The sequence below is a fragment of the Streptomyces albiflavescens genome (assembly GCF_014645835.1).
GTDB classification, from domain to species: Bacteria; Actinomycetota; Actinomycetes; order Streptomycetales; family Streptomycetaceae; genus Streptomyces; species Streptomyces albiflavescens.
Map to the genome: position 1 here is coordinate 145,474 of NZ_BMMM01000012.1, position 16,036 is coordinate 161,509.

Annotated in this window: 16 protein-coding genes and 1 pseudogene; 10 read left to right on the forward strand and 7 right to left on the reverse strand. The window is 66.1% G+C overall.

Features of this window, described 5'->3' with window-relative positions:
* Positions 1-579 (reverse strand): IS630 family transposase (locus tag IEY95_RS49325; protein WP_229703455.1); only part of this gene is annotated, 579 nt, incomplete at its 3' end.
* Between the two features lie 162 nt (positions 580-741).
* Here IEY95_RS49325 and IEY95_RS29675 point away from each other — a divergent pair.
* A complete protein-coding gene (locus IEY95_RS29675) occupies positions 742-1,149 on the forward strand; it encodes an NUDIX hydrolase (protein WP_189189414.1) in 408 nt (135 codons plus the stop codon).
* 79 nt (positions 1,150-1,228) lie between these two features.
* Here the strand turns inward: IEY95_RS29675 and IEY95_RS29680 are convergent, their stop codons facing one another.
* Positions 1,229-1,435: a hypothetical protein gene (locus tag IEY95_RS29680; protein WP_189189429.1), complete on the reverse strand. Its 207-nt coding sequence runs from the start codon at positions 1,433-1,435 to the stop codon at positions 1,229-1,231.
* A 91-nt stretch (positions 1,436-1,526) separates the two neighbouring features.
* Between IEY95_RS29680 and IEY95_RS29685 the strand changes: the two genes are divergently transcribed.
* Complete coding sequence (locus tag IEY95_RS29685) at positions 1,527-2,009, forward strand: cupin domain-containing protein (protein WP_189189230.1); 483 nt, start codon at positions 1,527-1,529, stop codon at positions 2,007-2,009.
* 155 nt (positions 2,010-2,164) lie between these two features.
* Here IEY95_RS29685 and IEY95_RS29690 read toward each other — a convergent pair whose 3' ends face one another.
* Entirely contained in the window at positions 2,165-2,527 is a 363-nt protein-coding gene (locus IEY95_RS29690; RefSeq protein WP_189189231.1) for a hypothetical protein, read from the reverse strand.
* Positions 2,528-3,781: 1,254 nt separating this feature from the next.
* On the opposite strand from IEY95_RS29690, the gene IEY95_RS50785 reads away from it, so the two are divergent.
* The 4 genes from IEY95_RS50785 to IEY95_RS29705 all read left to right on the forward strand — a co-directional run bounded on the left by IEY95_RS50785 (position 3,782) and on the right by IEY95_RS29705 (position 6,935).
* A complete protein-coding gene (locus IEY95_RS50785) occupies positions 3,782-4,177 on the forward strand; it encodes an NrdR family transcriptional regulator (RefSeq protein WP_373294568.1) in 396 nt (131 codons plus the stop codon).
* 666 nt (positions 4,178-4,843) lie between these two features.
* The gene (locus IEY95_RS29695) at positions 4,844-5,152 is read left to right on the forward strand and encodes a hypothetical protein (RefSeq protein WP_229703456.1); all 309 of its coding nucleotides are present in this window, start codon (positions 4,844-4,846) and stop codon (positions 5,150-5,152) included.
* Positions 5,153-5,506: 354 nt separating this feature from the next.
* Complete coding sequence (locus IEY95_RS29700; protein WP_189189233.1) at positions 5,507-6,052, forward strand: GIY-YIG nuclease family protein; 546 nt, start codon at positions 5,507-5,509, stop codon at positions 6,050-6,052.
* Positions 6,053-6,455: 403 nt separating this feature from the next.
* On the forward strand, positions 6,456-6,935 hold the full coding sequence (locus tag IEY95_RS29705; RefSeq protein ID WP_229703457.1) for a hypothetical protein: 480 nt from the start codon (positions 6,456-6,458) through the stop codon (positions 6,933-6,935).
* 357 nt (positions 6,936-7,292) lie between these two features.
* Here the strand turns inward: IEY95_RS29705 and IEY95_RS29710 are convergent, their stop codons facing one another.
* Positions 7,293-7,598: a hypothetical protein gene (locus IEY95_RS29710; protein WP_189189235.1), complete on the reverse strand. Its 306-nt coding sequence runs from the start codon at positions 7,596-7,598 to the stop codon at positions 7,293-7,295.
* Between the two features lie 873 nt (positions 7,599-8,471).
* Between IEY95_RS29710 and IEY95_RS29715 the strand changes: the two genes are divergently transcribed.
* Positions 8,472-9,338, forward strand: coding sequence for a hypothetical protein (locus IEY95_RS29715; RefSeq protein WP_189189236.1), 867 nt, complete (start codon positions 8,472-8,474; stop codon positions 9,336-9,338).
* A 205-nt stretch (positions 9,339-9,543) separates the two neighbouring features.
* On the opposite strand, the pseudogene IEY95_RS29720 reads toward IEY95_RS29715, so the two are convergent.
* A pseudogene (locus tag IEY95_RS29720) lies at positions 9,544-9,858 on the reverse strand (integrase core domain-containing protein); the annotation flags it as partial.
* Between the two features lie 537 nt (positions 9,859-10,395).
* Between IEY95_RS29720 and IEY95_RS50790 the strand changes: the two are divergent.
* Complete coding sequence (locus tag IEY95_RS50790) at positions 10,396-10,545, forward strand: hypothetical protein (protein WP_189189237.1); 150 nt, start codon at positions 10,396-10,398, stop codon at positions 10,543-10,545.
* 434 nt (positions 10,546-10,979) lie between these two features.
* Positions 10,980-12,152, forward strand: coding sequence for a serine/threonine-protein kinase (locus tag IEY95_RS29730; protein ID WP_229703458.1), 1,173 nt, complete (start codon positions 10,980-10,982; stop codon positions 12,150-12,152).
* Positions 12,153-12,752: 600 nt separating this feature from the next.
* On the opposite strand, the gene IEY95_RS29735 is transcribed toward IEY95_RS29730, so the two are convergent.
* Entirely contained in the window at positions 12,753-13,541 is a 789-nt protein-coding gene (locus tag IEY95_RS29735) for a bestrophin-like domain (RefSeq protein WP_189189239.1), read from the reverse strand.
* A gap of 637 nt (positions 13,542-14,178) precedes the next feature.
* Between IEY95_RS29735 and IEY95_RS29740 the strand changes: the two genes are divergently transcribed.
* Positions 14,179-14,706: a GNAT family N-acetyltransferase gene (locus IEY95_RS29740; RefSeq protein WP_189189240.1), complete on the forward strand. Its 528-nt coding sequence runs from the start codon at positions 14,179-14,181 to the stop codon at positions 14,704-14,706.
* 844 nt (positions 14,707-15,550) lie between these two features.
* On the opposite strand, the gene IEY95_RS29745 is transcribed toward IEY95_RS29740, so the two are convergent.
* Positions 15,551-16,021, reverse strand: a complete 471-nt coding sequence (locus IEY95_RS29745) for a VOC family protein (protein ID WP_189189241.1) — start codon at positions 16,019-16,021, stop codon at positions 15,551-15,553.
* Positions 16,022-16,036: the final 15 nt, after the last annotated feature.

A 16,036-nucleotide genomic window follows, 5' to 3' on the forward strand; every position in this document is an offset into this window, starting at 1 on the left:
CACCGGCTGCGAACGGTCCAGGGCCTGGATCTGCGATTTCTCGTCCACGCATAGCACCAGAGCCTTCTCCGGCGGGTCTAGGTAGAGGCCCACTACGTCGCGGACCTTGTCGATGAACAACGGGTCCGTGGACAGTTTGAACGTCTCGCTGCGGTGCGGGGCCAGGGCGAAGGCACGCCAGATCCTGGACACCGCCGACTGGGACATACCGGTCGCGGCTGCCATGGAACGGGTCGACCAGTGAGTGGCGTTGGCAGGTTTCTCCTCGAGTGTCTTGACGATGACCCGTTCCACGTCGGCATCGGTGATCTTCCTGGGGACACCCGACCTGGGCTCGTCGGACAGACCGTCCAGGCCACGGTCGAGGAAGCGCCTTCGCCAGGTGCGGACCGTGTCCGGAGCGACGCTCAGCCGCCGAGACACCTCCATGATCGAGTGTCCCTCGGCGCACTCCAGCACAATGCGTGATCGCAAGGCCAGGGCCTGAGCCGTTGAGCGACGCCGCACCCACCCCTCAAGTACTGCCCGCTGGGCATCCGTTACCGACAACGGCGGGATCTTCGGTCCACGACGATTCACACCAAACCAACGACGAACCTCTGACTCAGGTCACTAGCTACGCGGGTTCGATTCCCGTCGCCCGCTCCATATGGCGTAGGGCCAGGCCAGAGGTTCATTCCTCGGCCTGGCCCTAGTCGTTTCCGGGGCTCCGATCAGCCCTCCGTGCAGCCGCTGCACTCCGTGTCGGTGGCTGGCGTGGTGGTACGCGAAGACGGACGTGTTCTGACGATCCGGCGTGCAGATAACGGCACTTGGGAGCCGCCCGGAGGCGTTCTCGAACTGGACGAGGCACCCGAAGATGGCGTGCGGCGCGAGGTTTTCGAAGAGACCGGTGTAAAAGTCGAGGTCGGCGACCTGACAGGCGTGTACAAGAACATGACGCTGGGGGTCGTGGCACTGGTCTTCCGATGCCGCGCAGAGGGTGGGCACGAGCAGCTCTCAGACGAGTCCACGGCCGTCGAATGGTTGTCTCCTGAAGAGGTCGCCGAGCGCATGGGCGAGGTCTACTCAATCCGCATCCTCGACGCCCTCCGAGACGACGCCCCACACGTTCGATCTCACGACGGCCGCAAGATCCTCGACGCCTAGCCTCCGAGACCGCTGATCCAGCTGTCGAGTCTCAGTTGATGGTTGACGGGTTGGCGTCGGGTGATGCTTGACGTCTGCCCTAGACGATCTTCCGGCGGTTGTGTTCGCCGGACTTGCGGACCACCACCTCCTTGCTGGTCACGCGCGGGACGGTGGTGACCAGCTCTGGGCCGTGGAAGATGCGGATCATGTCTTCGTCCAGGTGGGCGGTGACGACCGACGACCGTCTGCACAGCGGCTGCGCGCGTGAGATCCTGGAACTGCGGTGATGCGATGTGTCACACATGGTGGTCGCACCCGGTCTCCCTTGTGAGGGGTGGCCTGCACACGCCCCCTCAATGCATCGTCGCGTCAAGCATACGTAGGGAATGGTGTACATGTCGTACCCGAAGCAGGTGTATTTCGGAGATGGCGGCGAGATCAGCGCGAATTTCCGGCCGGAGAGCACCGGACCCAATCTCGGCGAGCCCGGCAAGGACGCCATCCACTATCTTGCGACCACAGCCACCACACGAGGCGAGTTCGGACTCTACCGAGTCGAGATGAGTCCGAAGGCAGGCGGCCCCAAGACGCATTTCCATCGGTCCATCTCGGAGTCGTTCTTCATCCTCGACGGAACCGTTCGCCTTTTCAACGGCGAGGAGTGGGTCGACGCGCAGAAGGGCGACTTCTTGCACGTGCCGCAGGGTGGACTTCACGCCTACCGCAACGACTCCGACGCGCCGGCTCAAATGCTGCTGCTCTTCGCACCGGGCGCACCGCGTGAGAAGTACTTCGAGGGACTGTCGCAGCTGGCCCATGCCACGGATGAGGAGCGAGCCAGGTTCCTCGACGAGCACGACTCGTACTTCGTGGAGTAGCCCGTCCCACCGGGTGCCGCCCCGGCGCGGTCCCACCTGGCGGCTCCTCGTGAGACCGCCGGGTGGCCGAGCACCGAGCGGCTCACCGGGCGGCCGGTCACCGCCGGGGCCTGGCGTTCGCGACCGCGCGGCGTGCGGCGACCAAGTGCCGAAAATTAGGTATGGGTTGGTCTGCCCCCCTTTAGCACACTGAAGGCATGGACGGACTGTACGTGGTCAGGCATCAGCCCTGGGTCCTCAGCAAGAGCCATCGCGGCAAGCGGCTCTTGCACGGCCCCGAGCTCCTGACCGAACTCGTAGTCTGGGTCGAGTGGCGGGAACTCAAGGAGATCGCAGAAGTGCTCTCCACCCACGTCCTCCACTGCATGGAGCGTCACGACGAAACCCCGTTTTGTCGGCTCTATGGAAACCCACCAAACTCCAGCTAGGTTCTCCGTCGCGGAACGTCCCAGGAACTGCTCGATCCCTTGCCCACGCTTAAGGGCTCCGACAGCGAACGACTCCACCAGGTAGCGCATGCGCGCAGGGTCGCGACCAACGACGTGCGATGTTCACCGTGACCGTCCGAGCTGCTTCCAGGCTGGTCACAGCAAAGCACGGAGCCTGGGCCGTCTCTGGGCCGTGCGGGGGTGCTCAACGACGACCAACGCTGACAACCACTGACAGCTAAGTCGCAGGTCGCAGCGTTGATCGATTGCACGGCCGCAGGTCAGAGACCCGGCCCTTCACATCTTCGGCCACTGGTGGAGCTGGGCCCGCCCGTCGACACGCGTGCCGTGCCCATGCGTGCTCCTACCTGGCCGGGACCGTGCCCCTTGCGTGCCCGTTCCGGCGGGACGCAGCGGGGACTCACGGGGAACAGCGGTGCCGATCGCGCTACGGCCAAGGTCAGGGAGTTGCCAGGCCAGTCGCCATCCGCATACCCCGTCTTCCAAACTAGTGCTCCAGGATCCGAGCGCAGCGGCGCTTGACCGGGTCATTGAAACTCCCGGCCAAAGTCCTGGAGCCGACCTCACGTCGTTATCAGTCCTCAGCCCTCTGAGCGTCAGTCGTGTCGGGCGATCCGCCATCAGAGCCCCGGGGGCGCCTGGCCAGCGTGAAGGCGGCTGCTCCGGTAAGGAGGGTGCCGGCGCCGCTTGCCATCGCTCCCAAAGCGTTCAGGACATCTGACGGCTCATTGGCCAGGAATCGGCCGTAGGGACATCCCGGGCTTGGGCAGGGGTCATTGGAGGGCGCGACATACACGTAAGAGCGGCCGCCGGGGTACCAGCCGTTGTTGATGACTAACAGGACTACGCCAGCCAGACTGAGGACGAGTCCTGTGCTGACGATCCAGGAAGAACGCCGTTGGTGCCCGCGTACGCGGGTGCGCGGGCTACGCATGGAGACACGTTGACATTGAGCGGCGCGGTACAGCAATACGACGTTCTACGTGTTGAGTTGTCAGTAGCGCGACCTTTGACCCGGCTCGGACGCTGTTGCACTTGCGGTGTGCCGAGCGTGCGTTGGAAGGGGAGGAGGAGGGGCGAAGCGGTGCGGCACAGCAGAGAAGTACAGCAACCGTGTGGACCGCAGGCGACCGACTCCAATCGCCAACATCCCCGTGACCAGCGCGGACGACCTCAGGGACCTTCCCGCCTGTAGTTCGCATCGAGTGGCACCCAGTTCGGGCGATGACTTGACTCGGTTCTTCAGAGTCCGCCGACCTGGTTGTGAACAACTCCAGTTCCTCGTACACGGGCAAGGTGACTGACCTACTGTGGTGCCACCCAATGGCTATCGCTGAGGAGGCGCTCGTGCAGTGCCCCTCGTGTGCTGCTCCTACCGTCGCTGTGGCGCGTAGAGGCTCCGAAGACGGCCTTTCGATCAGGCGGCGTCGTCAGTGTTCTGCCTGCACGTTCTTGTTCACGACCGTTGAGACGGTGATTGTGATCAAGCGTGCAGGTGTCACGGAGCCCTTTTCGCGGCAGGCGGTGATTGCAGGAGTTCGCACCGCTGCTCAGCGGCAGAGCTTCATTGCAGATGCATCAGCTGGTCGAGCGCAGTCGAGACGACGATCACGGCACGCACCGCTGGTCTGCCCTCGATCCGAACACCTGAGCACGCAGTCCAGCTGGGACAGCGCTGAGTCGCTGTTCCCGCTGGTGGCTGCTTCGGGCCGGGGCTGAGCCAGCGTCGTCTTTCAACCGTCTGATTGGCATACGAGGAGCGCGATGCGCGATCCGGCCCTCTAGCGCATCCACGCCTTCATGGGGCCCTTGATCCGCGATCTATCCATCAACATCCTGAGCGGCGCACTCGTCAGCCTGATCGGAGTGGTGCTGCGGCAGCTACACCGACGGCACATCCGCAGGCGGACAGAGCTGACATCAACGACTGACACCAACAGCACCGAATAGCAGCGGTCGTCAGCGGTCGCCGGAGCGGCTGTAACCGCACGTGATCTCTTGCCGAGCAGGCGCAGAGGGAACAGAGACTCGACCTTACAAGGCAGATGTCCCCCCAGCGCACGATCGCCCTCCTGGGCCGCCCTGGGGCCACGGGAGGACACGCCGTGGCCCCGCTACGGACCCGCTCCCTGCCTGATACGCACTATCTGCGATACAGGAGGGCACCGCGCACCTCCCACGATCAAGGAAATTGCTGCTCAGAGCCCATTTGCAAGCCCAACTCTGATTGTGCTCCGGAGCCGTGTGCGGTCGCGGCGAAGCACTGTCAGTGGCCAGTTGTACGGTCCAGCCATGGCTGAGAGACCTACGACAGGCTGGCGCGAGGGCATCGAGGAGGAGCAGCGAAAGCTAGACGCCGGCACGCTAGATCCGAAGTGTGCGTGCATGGCAGAACTGTTCCCGGAGGGCCTGATCACCGCCACCGACAGCATCTTGGACGCGTTCGAAGGTGATCTTCCTTCGCTCCAGGGATCTTCAGACGAGCGCGTCTTCGCCGCCGTGCAAAGTGTCGTCCTGGCCCTGAACATCGTCAACGACGAGCACAACGGCGGCGCTTACGAGACGGACGAACGTGAGCAACTGTGCGAGTACATCGACGAAGCACTCACCGAGCATGGGGTCGATGTCGGTGCTCTGACCGCGCGACACGGTTTGGGGCGCTACCAACTCACGGACCGGTGGCGCGACTGGTAGCGGTGCGGTTGTGTCGAATACGCGTCGAAGCGAGCTCACCGGTCAGCAACGCGTGCGGAAGAGGCCAGTTCAGGGGCAGTCCTCTCCCGAACCGCCTTAGCCTCTTCTAAGCGCTCGGTCGTTCGGTACGTGCCACTGTCGTGCCACATCGTGCGGTCAACCACGGTCAACGACGGTCCGCCGCAGTTGAGATGCGCCGTTGACCTGGGCTCCCGCTAGAGCCCGTGTGACCTGGGCGCCACGGCCATCCCACACCCCCGCCCTTACAAAGCCGCGGTGCCCGGTCTACTGCTGGAGCCCACGTAGGCACCCAGTAGCCTGCGGCCAATAGCCTTTGTCGACCTTGGAGGCTCCGTGGTCCATGCTGCTCTCACCGAACCGGATCGGCTGTGGTCGGCGCAGGAGGTCCTGTCGCGTCCCAGCCCGGTGCCGGCGGCGGCCGGGGTCTACGGCTGGTACTTCGAACAGGCTCCCTGCGAAGACCTCGCTGTCGGGCGCCTGCTTTACGTCGGTATAGCCCCGCGATACATGGCGAACCGGACCAGCAGGCAGAACCTGCGCAAGCGCGTGCGGTATCACTACCGGGGCAATGCGGCCGGATCGACTCTTCGCCTCACCCTCGGTTGCCTGCTCGGAATTGAGCTACGTCGCGTAGGTAGCGGGAAGCGCATGACCTTCGGCAAGGCCGGAGAAGCCGCCCTCAGCCAGTGGATGGCGGAGAACGCCCGAGTGTGCTGGATCGAGCATGAGGAACCGTGGACCATGGAGTCGGCGCTCATCTCTCAACTCGACTTGCCCCTGAACCTCGACCAGAACCGCCGCAACCCGTTCCACAGCCGACTCACGGAAGTGAGATCCCAAGCCCGCCAGCGAGCACGGGAGTTGGCCGTCGGCGCCTAGCCCATCGGGCTGACATCAACGGCGGCGAACGATGGTGCACCGAGGCGGTCGCGGCCGGATCGGCGAGCAACCCGCGGGCCTCGTTCCGGCACGCCGCACAGCGCTGCGATCGAACTTACAAGGCGGATGTCACTTGTCCTTCAGGGATCCCGCGGGGGCGCCATTCGCCCCGTGTGGCCGGATCGCTCCCTTGTGGGCACTTCGTGTACGTGTCAAACAGTTGAGGGGCGGGGTGATTGGGGGAGGGGGACGCTGCATGTCTGCGTTAGGTGACAACCGGGTTGCGCCTTCGGATTGGGCGGAGGAGCGGTTCGGGCAGCATGCCAGCAGGCTCGCCGCCGCGGTTCCGGTGCAACTTGCCAGGGCTCACGCGCGCGCTCACGCGGTGCACCTCACTGCTCGGTTGAAGAAGCGAAGCCCCTACGGCGCCACCCTGGCGGAGGCAGTTCGCGAGAACCTGGCGGATTCGGCGCGGGAGCTGGGCGGAGCCGTACGGGACGTGCGCGGGTACGAGTACGCCGTCATCAACGACCACGCGCTCTTCCCCTTCAAGTACGCCGACCGTCCGAGGCCCCTTGATCGTGCTCGGCTGGCTTCCAACGCTTCACCTACGCGACGCCGGATGCTCTGGGGGCACGGGCCGCAAGCGCCAGACACACTGTTCCCCCTCGACGACGACCTGACGACCGAGGAGTACGAGGAGCTGCACGAGACGTTCGAGGCCCTGGGTGCCTCCACGAGGCTCGTCTGTCTCTTCTTCACGGCCGACCCTGAGAACGGCATCCACGCCATCTACTGGGGCGACGCCCACCTCGAACCTGACCGCACCTTCACCTGGCTCCACAGCGAGCAGCTCCCAGTCGCTCCCCAACCGCTTGCGTGACGGCCGAGACTGGGCGTGAGCTGCGTCATGTCGGCAACGGGCGGAAAGCTCCTGGGCCGTGCGAGGTCGCTCGACAGCGACCGACGGCGACAACCAGTGGCCAGTTACGGGCCGTTCGCCTACGAACAGTCTCACAGACCGTCTCACGTGTCCGATGTCCGGTTAGAGCCCTGACCTGTGTAAACGGGCCGGACACCTCTAAGGGGACAGTGTCCGGTGTGTCCGGTCCAGAGGGCTGCAACACTCGGGGATGGGTGTTGCAGCACCCTCCTCGCAAGGTGCTCGCCTGGGCATTCGAGTCGTCCGGTACGGCGTCCTCCGCCAAATACGCGGCGAAGTTGGCCGTCAGAGGGCGATCTACTTCGCCCAATCCCAGGCCGTTGCGCGAGGCTGGGCGCCGATCTCGGACATGAACGAGTCGGTGCCGTCCGCCGGCGCTGGGTTCTGCTTGGAGGCCAGCTCGGGCGCGCATACCTGCCAGTACAGGGTCCGGGTCCCGTACGGGGCAATGCCCGCGTCCTGAGTGAGCGTCTTGACCGGGCCGTCCACGTCGTCGGGATACTCGCCATCGGCGTGCTTGGGCGTGTACAAGGTCTGGAACTTCTGGGAGATGGAGATGACGGCCGTGTCAGAGCGGTTCTCGTAGACGGTCATGACGTTCACGCATTTGTTCGTCGCGTCGCCGTCGTGCCATTCGGTCAGGGTGACCGATCCCTGCGGGGTGCGGGCCGGGGCTGGCGCAGGCGCCGAGGACGCGGCCGGCTTAGGGATGGCCGAAGTGCGACTGGCTACAGGTGTGGATGTCGGTGTGGGGGTAATGGTCTGGGTGACCGTGACCGTGGGGGCTGCTGCCGTGGGGGCGTCGTGTGCAGCGGGCTGCGGGGCGTCGCTGCTACAACCAGCGCCGAGGAGTGAGGCCGCGCAGGCGGCTATGACAGGAAGGAACCGGCGGGCCATGTCTGCCTTTCACGTTCAGCGAGATGACTGCGGCAGGCGCTGGGCGGCCGGTTCCTGTGGGGACGAAAGCGGGGGTCGCCACCTGACGTTCGGTACGACGCGGATCATAGCGGCGGGTACGGCTGCGCCCGCGACCCCACGTCACTGAGTAGCACCGCCGTTCGCGGCTGGTGACGCGGTTCTCTTACCAGCACCCGATGGGCGTAGGAGCCGGAGGCCACTCCCGACCTGCCTCTGCTGTCCGTGCTCCTCGCGACACACCTCCGACACACTCTGTGTCGCCGCGCACCCCCCGTCAGCCTCCGCCGCAGGTCAGACGGGGTGCCAGGGTGCGATCAAACAATCTCTCCGGAGCCGTGTGCGCAGGTTCGAATCCTGCCGGGGGCACTTCGCCTCAACCAGCACCATCACGCGGTTGACCAGCGCAGATACCTAACGAGAAGAGCGAGATCCAGTCTCACTGGGTCCCGCTCTTTGTCGTTGTTGCGCGCTGATCTCGTGTAAGCGGCGTGTGGGGACACGACTGTGCCTTGCGTGGCTAGGCCTCGCGGTCAGGCCGCATCCCTGGGGTGCGGCACCATGACGGGCATGGATCTTGAGGGGATAGGCGCGCTCTCCGCAGCCGGAGTGGCGCTGATCGGGATACCCGCCACGGTGCTCATTGGCCGATGGCAGATGAAAGCCGCCTTGCGCACGGCAGAGGCCACTAGTGAGGCGGGCTTGGCTCAAGCCGAGTCTTCCTACCGTGCAGCATTGGACGCTGTCCGCGCCGAGACATACGCCACTCATATGCAGTGGCGTCGTGGCATCCAGCGGGAAGCTTACGCCTCCTTCCTACTTGCAGCGCACCGCGTGGTGGAGGTGGGTGAGCGAATTGTCGCGGACAATGCGGAAGAACTCCCGCGGGAGAGCATCAGAGCAGGGAAGATCGCCATCGACGATGCTCTTGCGACACTCAAGGCAGCTCAAACGATCATCGAACTGGAAGGCCCGGATGACGTAGCTGCCCCTGCCGCAGGTATGACCAATGCTGCTCAGTTGATGGCGCTCTACCTTGGCTACCAAGCCACCTTCGAGAGAGCGCAGGGAAAGCTCCACAGAATGCTGGATGATCAGCCGCAGCCCGTGAGCACCCCTGCTGAAAGGCTCATACAGGCGCTATCTCATCTGGGCCGTCTCCGATCGGCGGCCCCTTCCGATTCCGCAGACCTGGACGAACACGAGACTCAGGAAACTCGAGCAGCGGAGCGGTCCTGCCGTGAAGCCGGGAACGCCCTGCCGCCCAATGCCCTCGACTACGAAGAGTTCGAGGCGCTCCTCGAGGGGCACTCGCGCCGCCCCCCAATGCTCAGCAGCAGGTACCTCGATGCTGCTCGTCAATTCGATGCCGAGGAAGTAATTTTCGTCCGAGCCGCGAAAATGGAACTGCACAGCCGGGTTTCCTGAATTAACTCTGCAGCGGTGGATACAACAATCCAGCGGAGTACGCGAGTTGACGCGGAACAACTGAGCGGACCCCGAGGAGACCGCTCAGTTTTTTCATAGCATCTCTAGGTAGTTAGCCATCGCGAGGTAGCTAGCCATCGCGGCCTGCCCAACCCATAGCCTTCTCAATCTTCGGGTCTGATGCAGGCTTGGGTGACTGGTTCGGTCACGCGGCCTGGAGGGCCGGTGTGGTCATGACGGTTTCGTATTCGACGGGGGTCAGCCGGCCGAGCGAGGCTTGTCGGCGGCGTCGGTGGTAGGTCCTCTCGATCCAGGTCACGATCGCGATCCGCAGTTCCTGACGGGTGGCCCACGAACGGCGGTCGAGGACGTTCTTCTGCAGCAGGCTGAAGAAGGACTCAAGGGCCGCGTTGTCGCCTGCCGCCCCGGCCCTCCCTATGGATCCGGCAATCCGGTGCCGGCCGAGTGCCCGGACGAATTTCCGTGACCGGAACTGCGATCCGCGAGCGTTATGCAGAACGCACCCGGCAACGTCCTCGCTCGACCGCGCAGCGCAGACCGGGCGGGAACCTTCGAACCCTCATCGCCGGGGGTGCCACTGAGCTTCGGCGTCGGAGCGGTGGCCCCAACACCGGCTTACCGGCTACAGGTAGCTCGTCTGTCATCGCACCGATCCCCCTGGGAGTCCGCCGGTCCGTTCCCGGGCTCTGCTGTAGACCACCACGCTACTGACTGGAATCGAGGCGTAGCCGCGGATCTGGAATCAGCGCCGGCCGCGGCAGCAGTCGGCGGGACGCCCCTCGGCGAGGGTAGAAACGATGGTGATCGGGCGTCACTTGCTCGACGTCACCAACGGCTGGGAGGGGACGCCGCCGGCGGGTGAGCAGGTGGTCGTGGTCTCGCACCGGCACAAGCCCGAGGCATGGCGCCCTGCGGCGTCGTACGACTTCGTCGGCGATGTGGCACAGGCGATCACGAACGCCAAGGAACTCGCAGGGGAGCGCAGTCGCCGTGGCGGCGGGCAACGTCGGCGGGCAGCGCATTCGCCCTCGGTCTGGTGGACGAGGTGGCCATGGACGTCGTGCCGGTGGTCTTCGGCTCGGGCAAGCGGTATGTCGGGTCGGTCGACGCCTGGCATCTGCCGGCGGACCCGCACGCGGTGATCCAGCGACCGGGTGCTGTACCTGCTGTATCGAGTCTCCGGTGACGAGGTACGGCGACCAATCTCTCGGCCCGGAGGACGGCAGCCATTGCAGGCTGGGGCCGGCCTGCACCCACCGCGGCCCGACCCGCCGACGGCTCGGGTGCACGTGCCGGATCTGCTGCGCATTGGTCGCGAGTGTGACGTCTGCGGTGCCCGGCGCGCTGTATCCGGTAGACCGGTCAAACACGGTCCCGTGGTGTTCGCTCGTTCCCCCGTCGGGCGGACACGCACGCCCGGGGCGGGCAGATTCAGTCCCCATCGTCTGCCCGCCCTGCGCGAAGCCGGCCGCACCCCGCACGCCCGGACCGCTTCGCTAGGCTCACCCCTCGAAGCACCACAACTACGCCCATAATCATGGAAATTGGGCGCCGACTGTGTGTGCTGCCGTCCGAGGCAGAAGGGTTGGTGTACGAGTGCTGCTGGCGGATCGATACCGCTTGGACGAAGCGCTGGGGCGCGGCTCCACGGGCGAGGTGTGGCGTGCCGTGGACCAGGCCCTCGATCGTGCGGTGGCCGTGAAACTCCTGCATGCGCAGGAGGAGACGGACACCGAGCGCTTCCGCCTGGAGGCGCAGACCGCAGGCCGCCTCAACCACCCCCATGTGGTGAGCGTGTATGACTTCGGCTCCGACCACGACCAGCCCTACCTCGTCATGGAGCTCATCAAAGGCCGGACCCTGGCCCAGGAGCGCTCACTGCGCGGCACCCTGCCCCCGCACGAGGCGGCCGGCATCGCGGCACAGATGGCGGCGGGCCTTTCCGCGGCGCACGGTCAGGGCGTGATCCACCGGGACATCAAACCCGCCAATGTGATGCTCACCACCGACCGCACCGCGAAGATCACCGACTTCGGCATCGCCCGTTTCGCCAACGACGCCGCCAGCACCCTCACCGCCACCGGCAAGATCGTCGGCACCGCCGACTACCTGGCCCCGGAACGCGCCCTGGGTCGTGCCGCGCAACCCTCCTCCGACGTCTATTCGCTGGGTTGCGTGTTGTACGAACTGCTCACTGGCGGGCCGCCGTTCCTGGGCTCGACGTCGCTCGCCGTGGTGCAGCAACACGTTGATGCCATCCCGGTTGCACCCACCCGGCTGCGCCCCGAGATACCTGGCCCGCTTGCCGATTACCTCCTGCGCCTGCTGGCCAAGGACCCCGCGCACCGCCCCACCGCGGAGCAGGCAGCCGCCTGGCTCGCCGGGCCATGGCACGAAGAGCAACCGCGCGACACCGCTCCCCTGCTCGAACCACCCGTCGCCACGGCTCCACCCCGCACCATAGCCACCCGAGTTGCGCACTCCGGTCCCCACGATCGCCGCAAGGGCGTATCGAAGGCCGTGCTGGGGGGCGCGGGTGTGCTGCTGTTCGTGGCAGCGATCGCTCTCGGTACCTCGCTGAACTCCGGTGACGACGCCCCGTCCTCACCCGTTCCTGCAAGCACCGCGCCCATCACCCACGCGCCTACGAGTGCGGCGCCCCTGTCCGACGTGCCGTCGACGACGCCGTCACCCTCCTTGCCACCTCGACCACTTGAGGACCGCCAGGGCCAGGAGGAGAGGTCGAGGGATGAGCAGCACGGTAAGGGGAAGGAAAGACACGGACAGGACTGAGGATCCGGAGCGAACGCAGTACGGCGCCGAAGCAGTGGTTCGGCGAGTGGTCCTCGGTCACGCCGTCGGGTCGAACAACGGTGATCCTCTCGGATGTCCTTGGCCTCGCGGCGCGGATGGCAGCGTTCATCCGGAGCTCGTCACGGGGCGCCTCCGAGGTGTTCTGCCGTACGCCGTTCTTGCTGAGCACCACGATGTCGCGCCGCCAGGCGGTGGCCATGACCTGGTCGCCGGGCGCGAGCCGCTCCAGGAGCGGCCCCGGGTCGCCGAAGGACACGGTTCCCCGCCAGGAGTCCGCCTACCTACTCCGTCCCAGCGTCCATCAGCCAGAGGCAGGAATGCACCCAGGTCGCACGGCAGTCTGCGAGAGCGGCCGGCTTCCGCATCCCGGCAATCCCAGCTGAGCGGGCCGAACGGATCGTTCAGTGGGCAGGGCATGAGCACGCCAAGCTCACCCACTACGTCTACGACATCGCACTGATCGATCTGGCCACCGCGACCGATCAGATCGACTGGGACTGGATCACTGCGCGTCGCAGCCCGGCTGTCTCCGACCAGGAGGCCCTCTCTGTGCTGGTTGCAGGCGAGTGCCCCCGCCGCCTACGGCCCGCCATTGAAGAAGCCGGACTTCAGGTCCCCGACGACGGCGTCGAGTGGATGCCCACTGACGATGAACGCTCCACTCCATGGCGCGCTGAGTGCGAAGAGCAACGCCAGGCTCAGCCCGACCACACTCGCAATACCTACGACGAGCAGCGACGTTCGCAGGCTGCAGCGGAAGACCAGCGCGCCGGAGTTCACGATCAAGGCCAGTCCGCTGACCACAAGCGTGACGACGTAGAGCGCGGGAACGTCGCGCGAGGCGGCCGCGACGCGGGCACGACGACTACTGGTGACACCGTCCAGGGAAACCACCAGCTCCGTGCCTGCCGGGGTTCCCACCTCGGGCCGGGCCGCCTCGGCGCGCACGCTTCGCTCCAGCCGTGCGATCGCGCGAGCGGTGGCCGTGTCGGTACCGGACGCTGCGGCTGTACCCTCCCATTCCTTGGCACGCGTGGTCTGCAAGTAGTCCAGCAGTGCCGCATGGATCGGCTCCGACTGGACTCGGGGACTTGTCGCCGCCCATGCCAGGCGGGAAGCCGCGGCCGCCTCGTCGCTCACCAACCCCTCTGCTGCGCGCAGGTAGCCGGCCTCGCTGGCCAGTGAGAGTGCCGCAAAGATCGCGAAGGCAGCGCCGAGCGTCGGCATCAGGGGCGGGGCGATCTGCGGCACCCGATCCCGTTCCTCGACCGGTACGAGCGCCCGGACGCCGATGCGCGCCAGGGCGGCGACCAGTAAGGCGAGTACGAGCCCGCACACAACCAGCACCACCGCCGGCAGCGAGGTCAACCAGTTCACCACATCACCTACTGCGCGTTCCCACGAGCGCCCCTCGGCGGCGACGCATCGGCCCCCGCGACCTGAAGCTCCTCGTCGATCACTGTCAATGAACGCTCCATGATCACAGGCCGAAGACCTTTGCCGCTCGCGACGCCCGGCATGGCATCTCGCTTCGTTGGCCAAACGGCCGAATACCGCCCAGTACGGGGCTGTACTGACAACCGCCGCCGCGCCTGTCTCACTTTCCGTCTCATTCAGCCTGGTTCACCGTCGTTCAGCCGAGACCGGAAGCCGATCCCCATGCGGCGAGCCTCAGCAGGCGTCCCTACAAAATGACGAAGGCCCCCGGACAGGTCCAGGAGCCCTGCGTAGGACACGCGGCGGCCAACGACGAAGCCACCACTGCCGGTGGAAGAGCGAACAGGCGGGGTTCCTGCCAGGCGCGCGAGGGCAAGAGCAAGACGCGCGAGGGCAAGAGCAACAAACGAACTTCCGCGCGCGCAAAGATCGCGCCGTGATGGCCTCATGGGGGAATCCACTGTGCGCACAGCGTTCCGTCCGACGTTCCTCGAAGATCATGGCCCCAACGTCGTGAGGCCGGGTAAATTCGCTGGTTCGACCTATTGGTGCTGGCCATACTGCCGCCATGGATCCCCTGACTCTGAAGACCGCGCGCCTCCAACTCAGACCTTTCGCCCCCTCCGACGCGGACGCGGTGTACGCAGCCTGCCAAGATCCGGACATCCAGTACTACACACCAGCGCCCACGCCCTTCCAGCGTCAGGACGCCGAGAAGTACGTCACGGAGACTGCGCCACGGGGCTGGGACACTGACCACGACCACATCCTCGGCGCCTTTCGCTCGGACAACGCTGCACTGGTCGGTTCCTTCTGTCTGACCAAGCTCTTTCAGGGCGTCTACGAACTCGGCTACTGGGCAGCCAAGGAGCAGCGCGGCCAGGGGTACTCCGCAGAAGCGGCACGGGCGCTGTGCGACTGGGGATTCACCGCACTCAACGCCCACCGAATCGAGTGGTGGGCGATGGTCGGGAACACAGCCTCGCGCGCGCTCGCCGAGAAGCTCGGCTTCACGCTCGAAGGGACCCTCCGCAACCGCAGCATGGTCCATGGCGAACCGCACGACTGGTGGGTGGGCGGACTCCTGAAACCCTGACGCCACGCCTCCGGCACCTGAGGCTCGCGGCTGTGCAGCAGCAACCGCAGCTGTTGCAGTACACCACCGGAACTGGGGTGGCCGACCGGGTGGCTGCTCGCCGCCCGGCGACGGGATCGTAGAGATGACCTCCTCGTGCGGGAGTCCCTCGTTGGCGGTACCGGCGCCCGGGCAGCGAGCACCGTCCGCCGAGACCAGGCCGCGACCAGGCCGCGACCAGGCAATTGGCCCCCGCGCGGCCCGCCGTCCCGGAACCGGCGGGCCAGCGACTCGAAAGGCGCCGTCGCGGGGTAAGCGGAACCTACGCCTCCGCTAGCCAAAACGGAAGACCCCTGTTTCTGCAGCGGCCCGGCCGCTCAGGCATGGGCGGCTGGGTCGGCGCCTCGGCACAGTACTCCGGGGTCGTGCATCCAGGACATACGTTCGTCCGTGCGCACCGCCCAGTACCCCAGCTTCGCTCGCTGAAATCGCTCCTGCACGAGAGTCGGTACGTACGCCCGGGCACCAACCTCCCAGGGCGTCGACGGTGGTGAGGCCGAGGCCGGTCTCCAGGGCCCTCACCGTGGCCGGCGGGATTCCCGGCGGCGCCATCGAGGAGGGCTTGAAGGACACGGTGGCGTTCGTCCTGCGGGGGTGCGCGCCGTAGCGGACGCACGGGGAGGCGATGACGCACGCCCGCCGTTCAGTTGGCCGTTGTCGGCTCCGTTCAGTTGGCCGTTGTCGGCTCCGTTCAATTGGCCGTTGGCCGCCCACCGCGCCCGGCTCGCGCTCGCCCAAGCCGCCGGGACGGCGGCTGCGTTCCATTGGCCGTTGTCGGTTGCCCCCTCGGGTGACTGACACCGTGTCAGCGGCCCGGGGCCCGCTGCTTCACCTCCTGGAGCACCCAGCCGTTGCCGTCGGGGTCGCTGAAGTCCGCGTAGGAGCCGTAGTCGGCACGGTCGGGGTGCGGGCCGGTCAACCGGTCTCCCTCCTCTTCATGGACGACCCGTCCGGCATCGTGGCCGTGGTGGAAGAGCCCTGCGCCGTCGTGGAACACCTCGCTCACATCGACGCCGCGGCCGACGAGCTCCGCGCGGGCCTCCTCGATGTCGAAGACGACGAGGTACAGGCCCTGGGCCGAGCCGGGGGGAGCGGAGGTGACCCCCTTGCCGAAGATGATCGAGCACTCGGAGCCGGGCGGCGTGAACTGCACACCCCGGAAGTCCTCACTGGCGACGTAGTCGATGTCCAACCGGAATCCCGCCGCCTCGTAAAAGTTCTTGGCCCGATCGACGTCGGAGACGGGCAGCACGATGACTTCGAGTTTCAGATCCATGAGGATGTCCTTCAA

Excerpts from the sequence above, each read along its gene's own strand:
- IEY95_RS29685 (WP_189189230.1), top strand. The coding sequence starts at position 1,527 with ATGTCGTACCCGAAGCAGGTGTATTTCGGAGATGGCGGCGAGATCAGC.
- IEY95_RS29715 (WP_189189236.1), top strand. The coding sequence starts at position 8,472 with ATGACGGGCATGGATCTTGAGGGGATAGGCGCGCTCTCCGCAGCCGGA.
- IEY95_RS50785 (WP_373294568.1), top strand. The coding sequence starts at position 3,782 with ATGGCTATCGCTGAGGAGGCGCTCGTGCAGTGCCCCTCGTGTGCTGCT.
- IEY95_RS29680 (WP_189189429.1), bottom strand. The coding sequence starts at position 1,435 with ATGTGTGACACATCGCATCACCGCAGTTCCAGGATCTCACGCGCGCAG.
- IEY95_RS29745 (WP_189189241.1), bottom strand. The coding sequence starts at position 16,021 with ATGGATCTGAAACTCGAAGTCATCGTGCTGCCCGTCTCCGACGTCGAT.
- IEY95_RS29695 (WP_229703456.1), top strand. The coding sequence starts at position 4,844 with ATGGCAGAACTGTTCCCGGAGGGCCTGATCACCGCCACCGACAGCATC.
- IEY95_RS29690 (WP_189189231.1), bottom strand. The coding sequence starts at position 2,527 with ATGCGCTACCTGGTGGAGTCGTTCGCTGTCGGAGCCCTTAAGCGTGGG.
- IEY95_RS29740 (WP_189189240.1), top strand. The coding sequence starts at position 14,179 with ATGGATCCCCTGACTCTGAAGACCGCGCGCCTCCAACTCAGACCTTTC.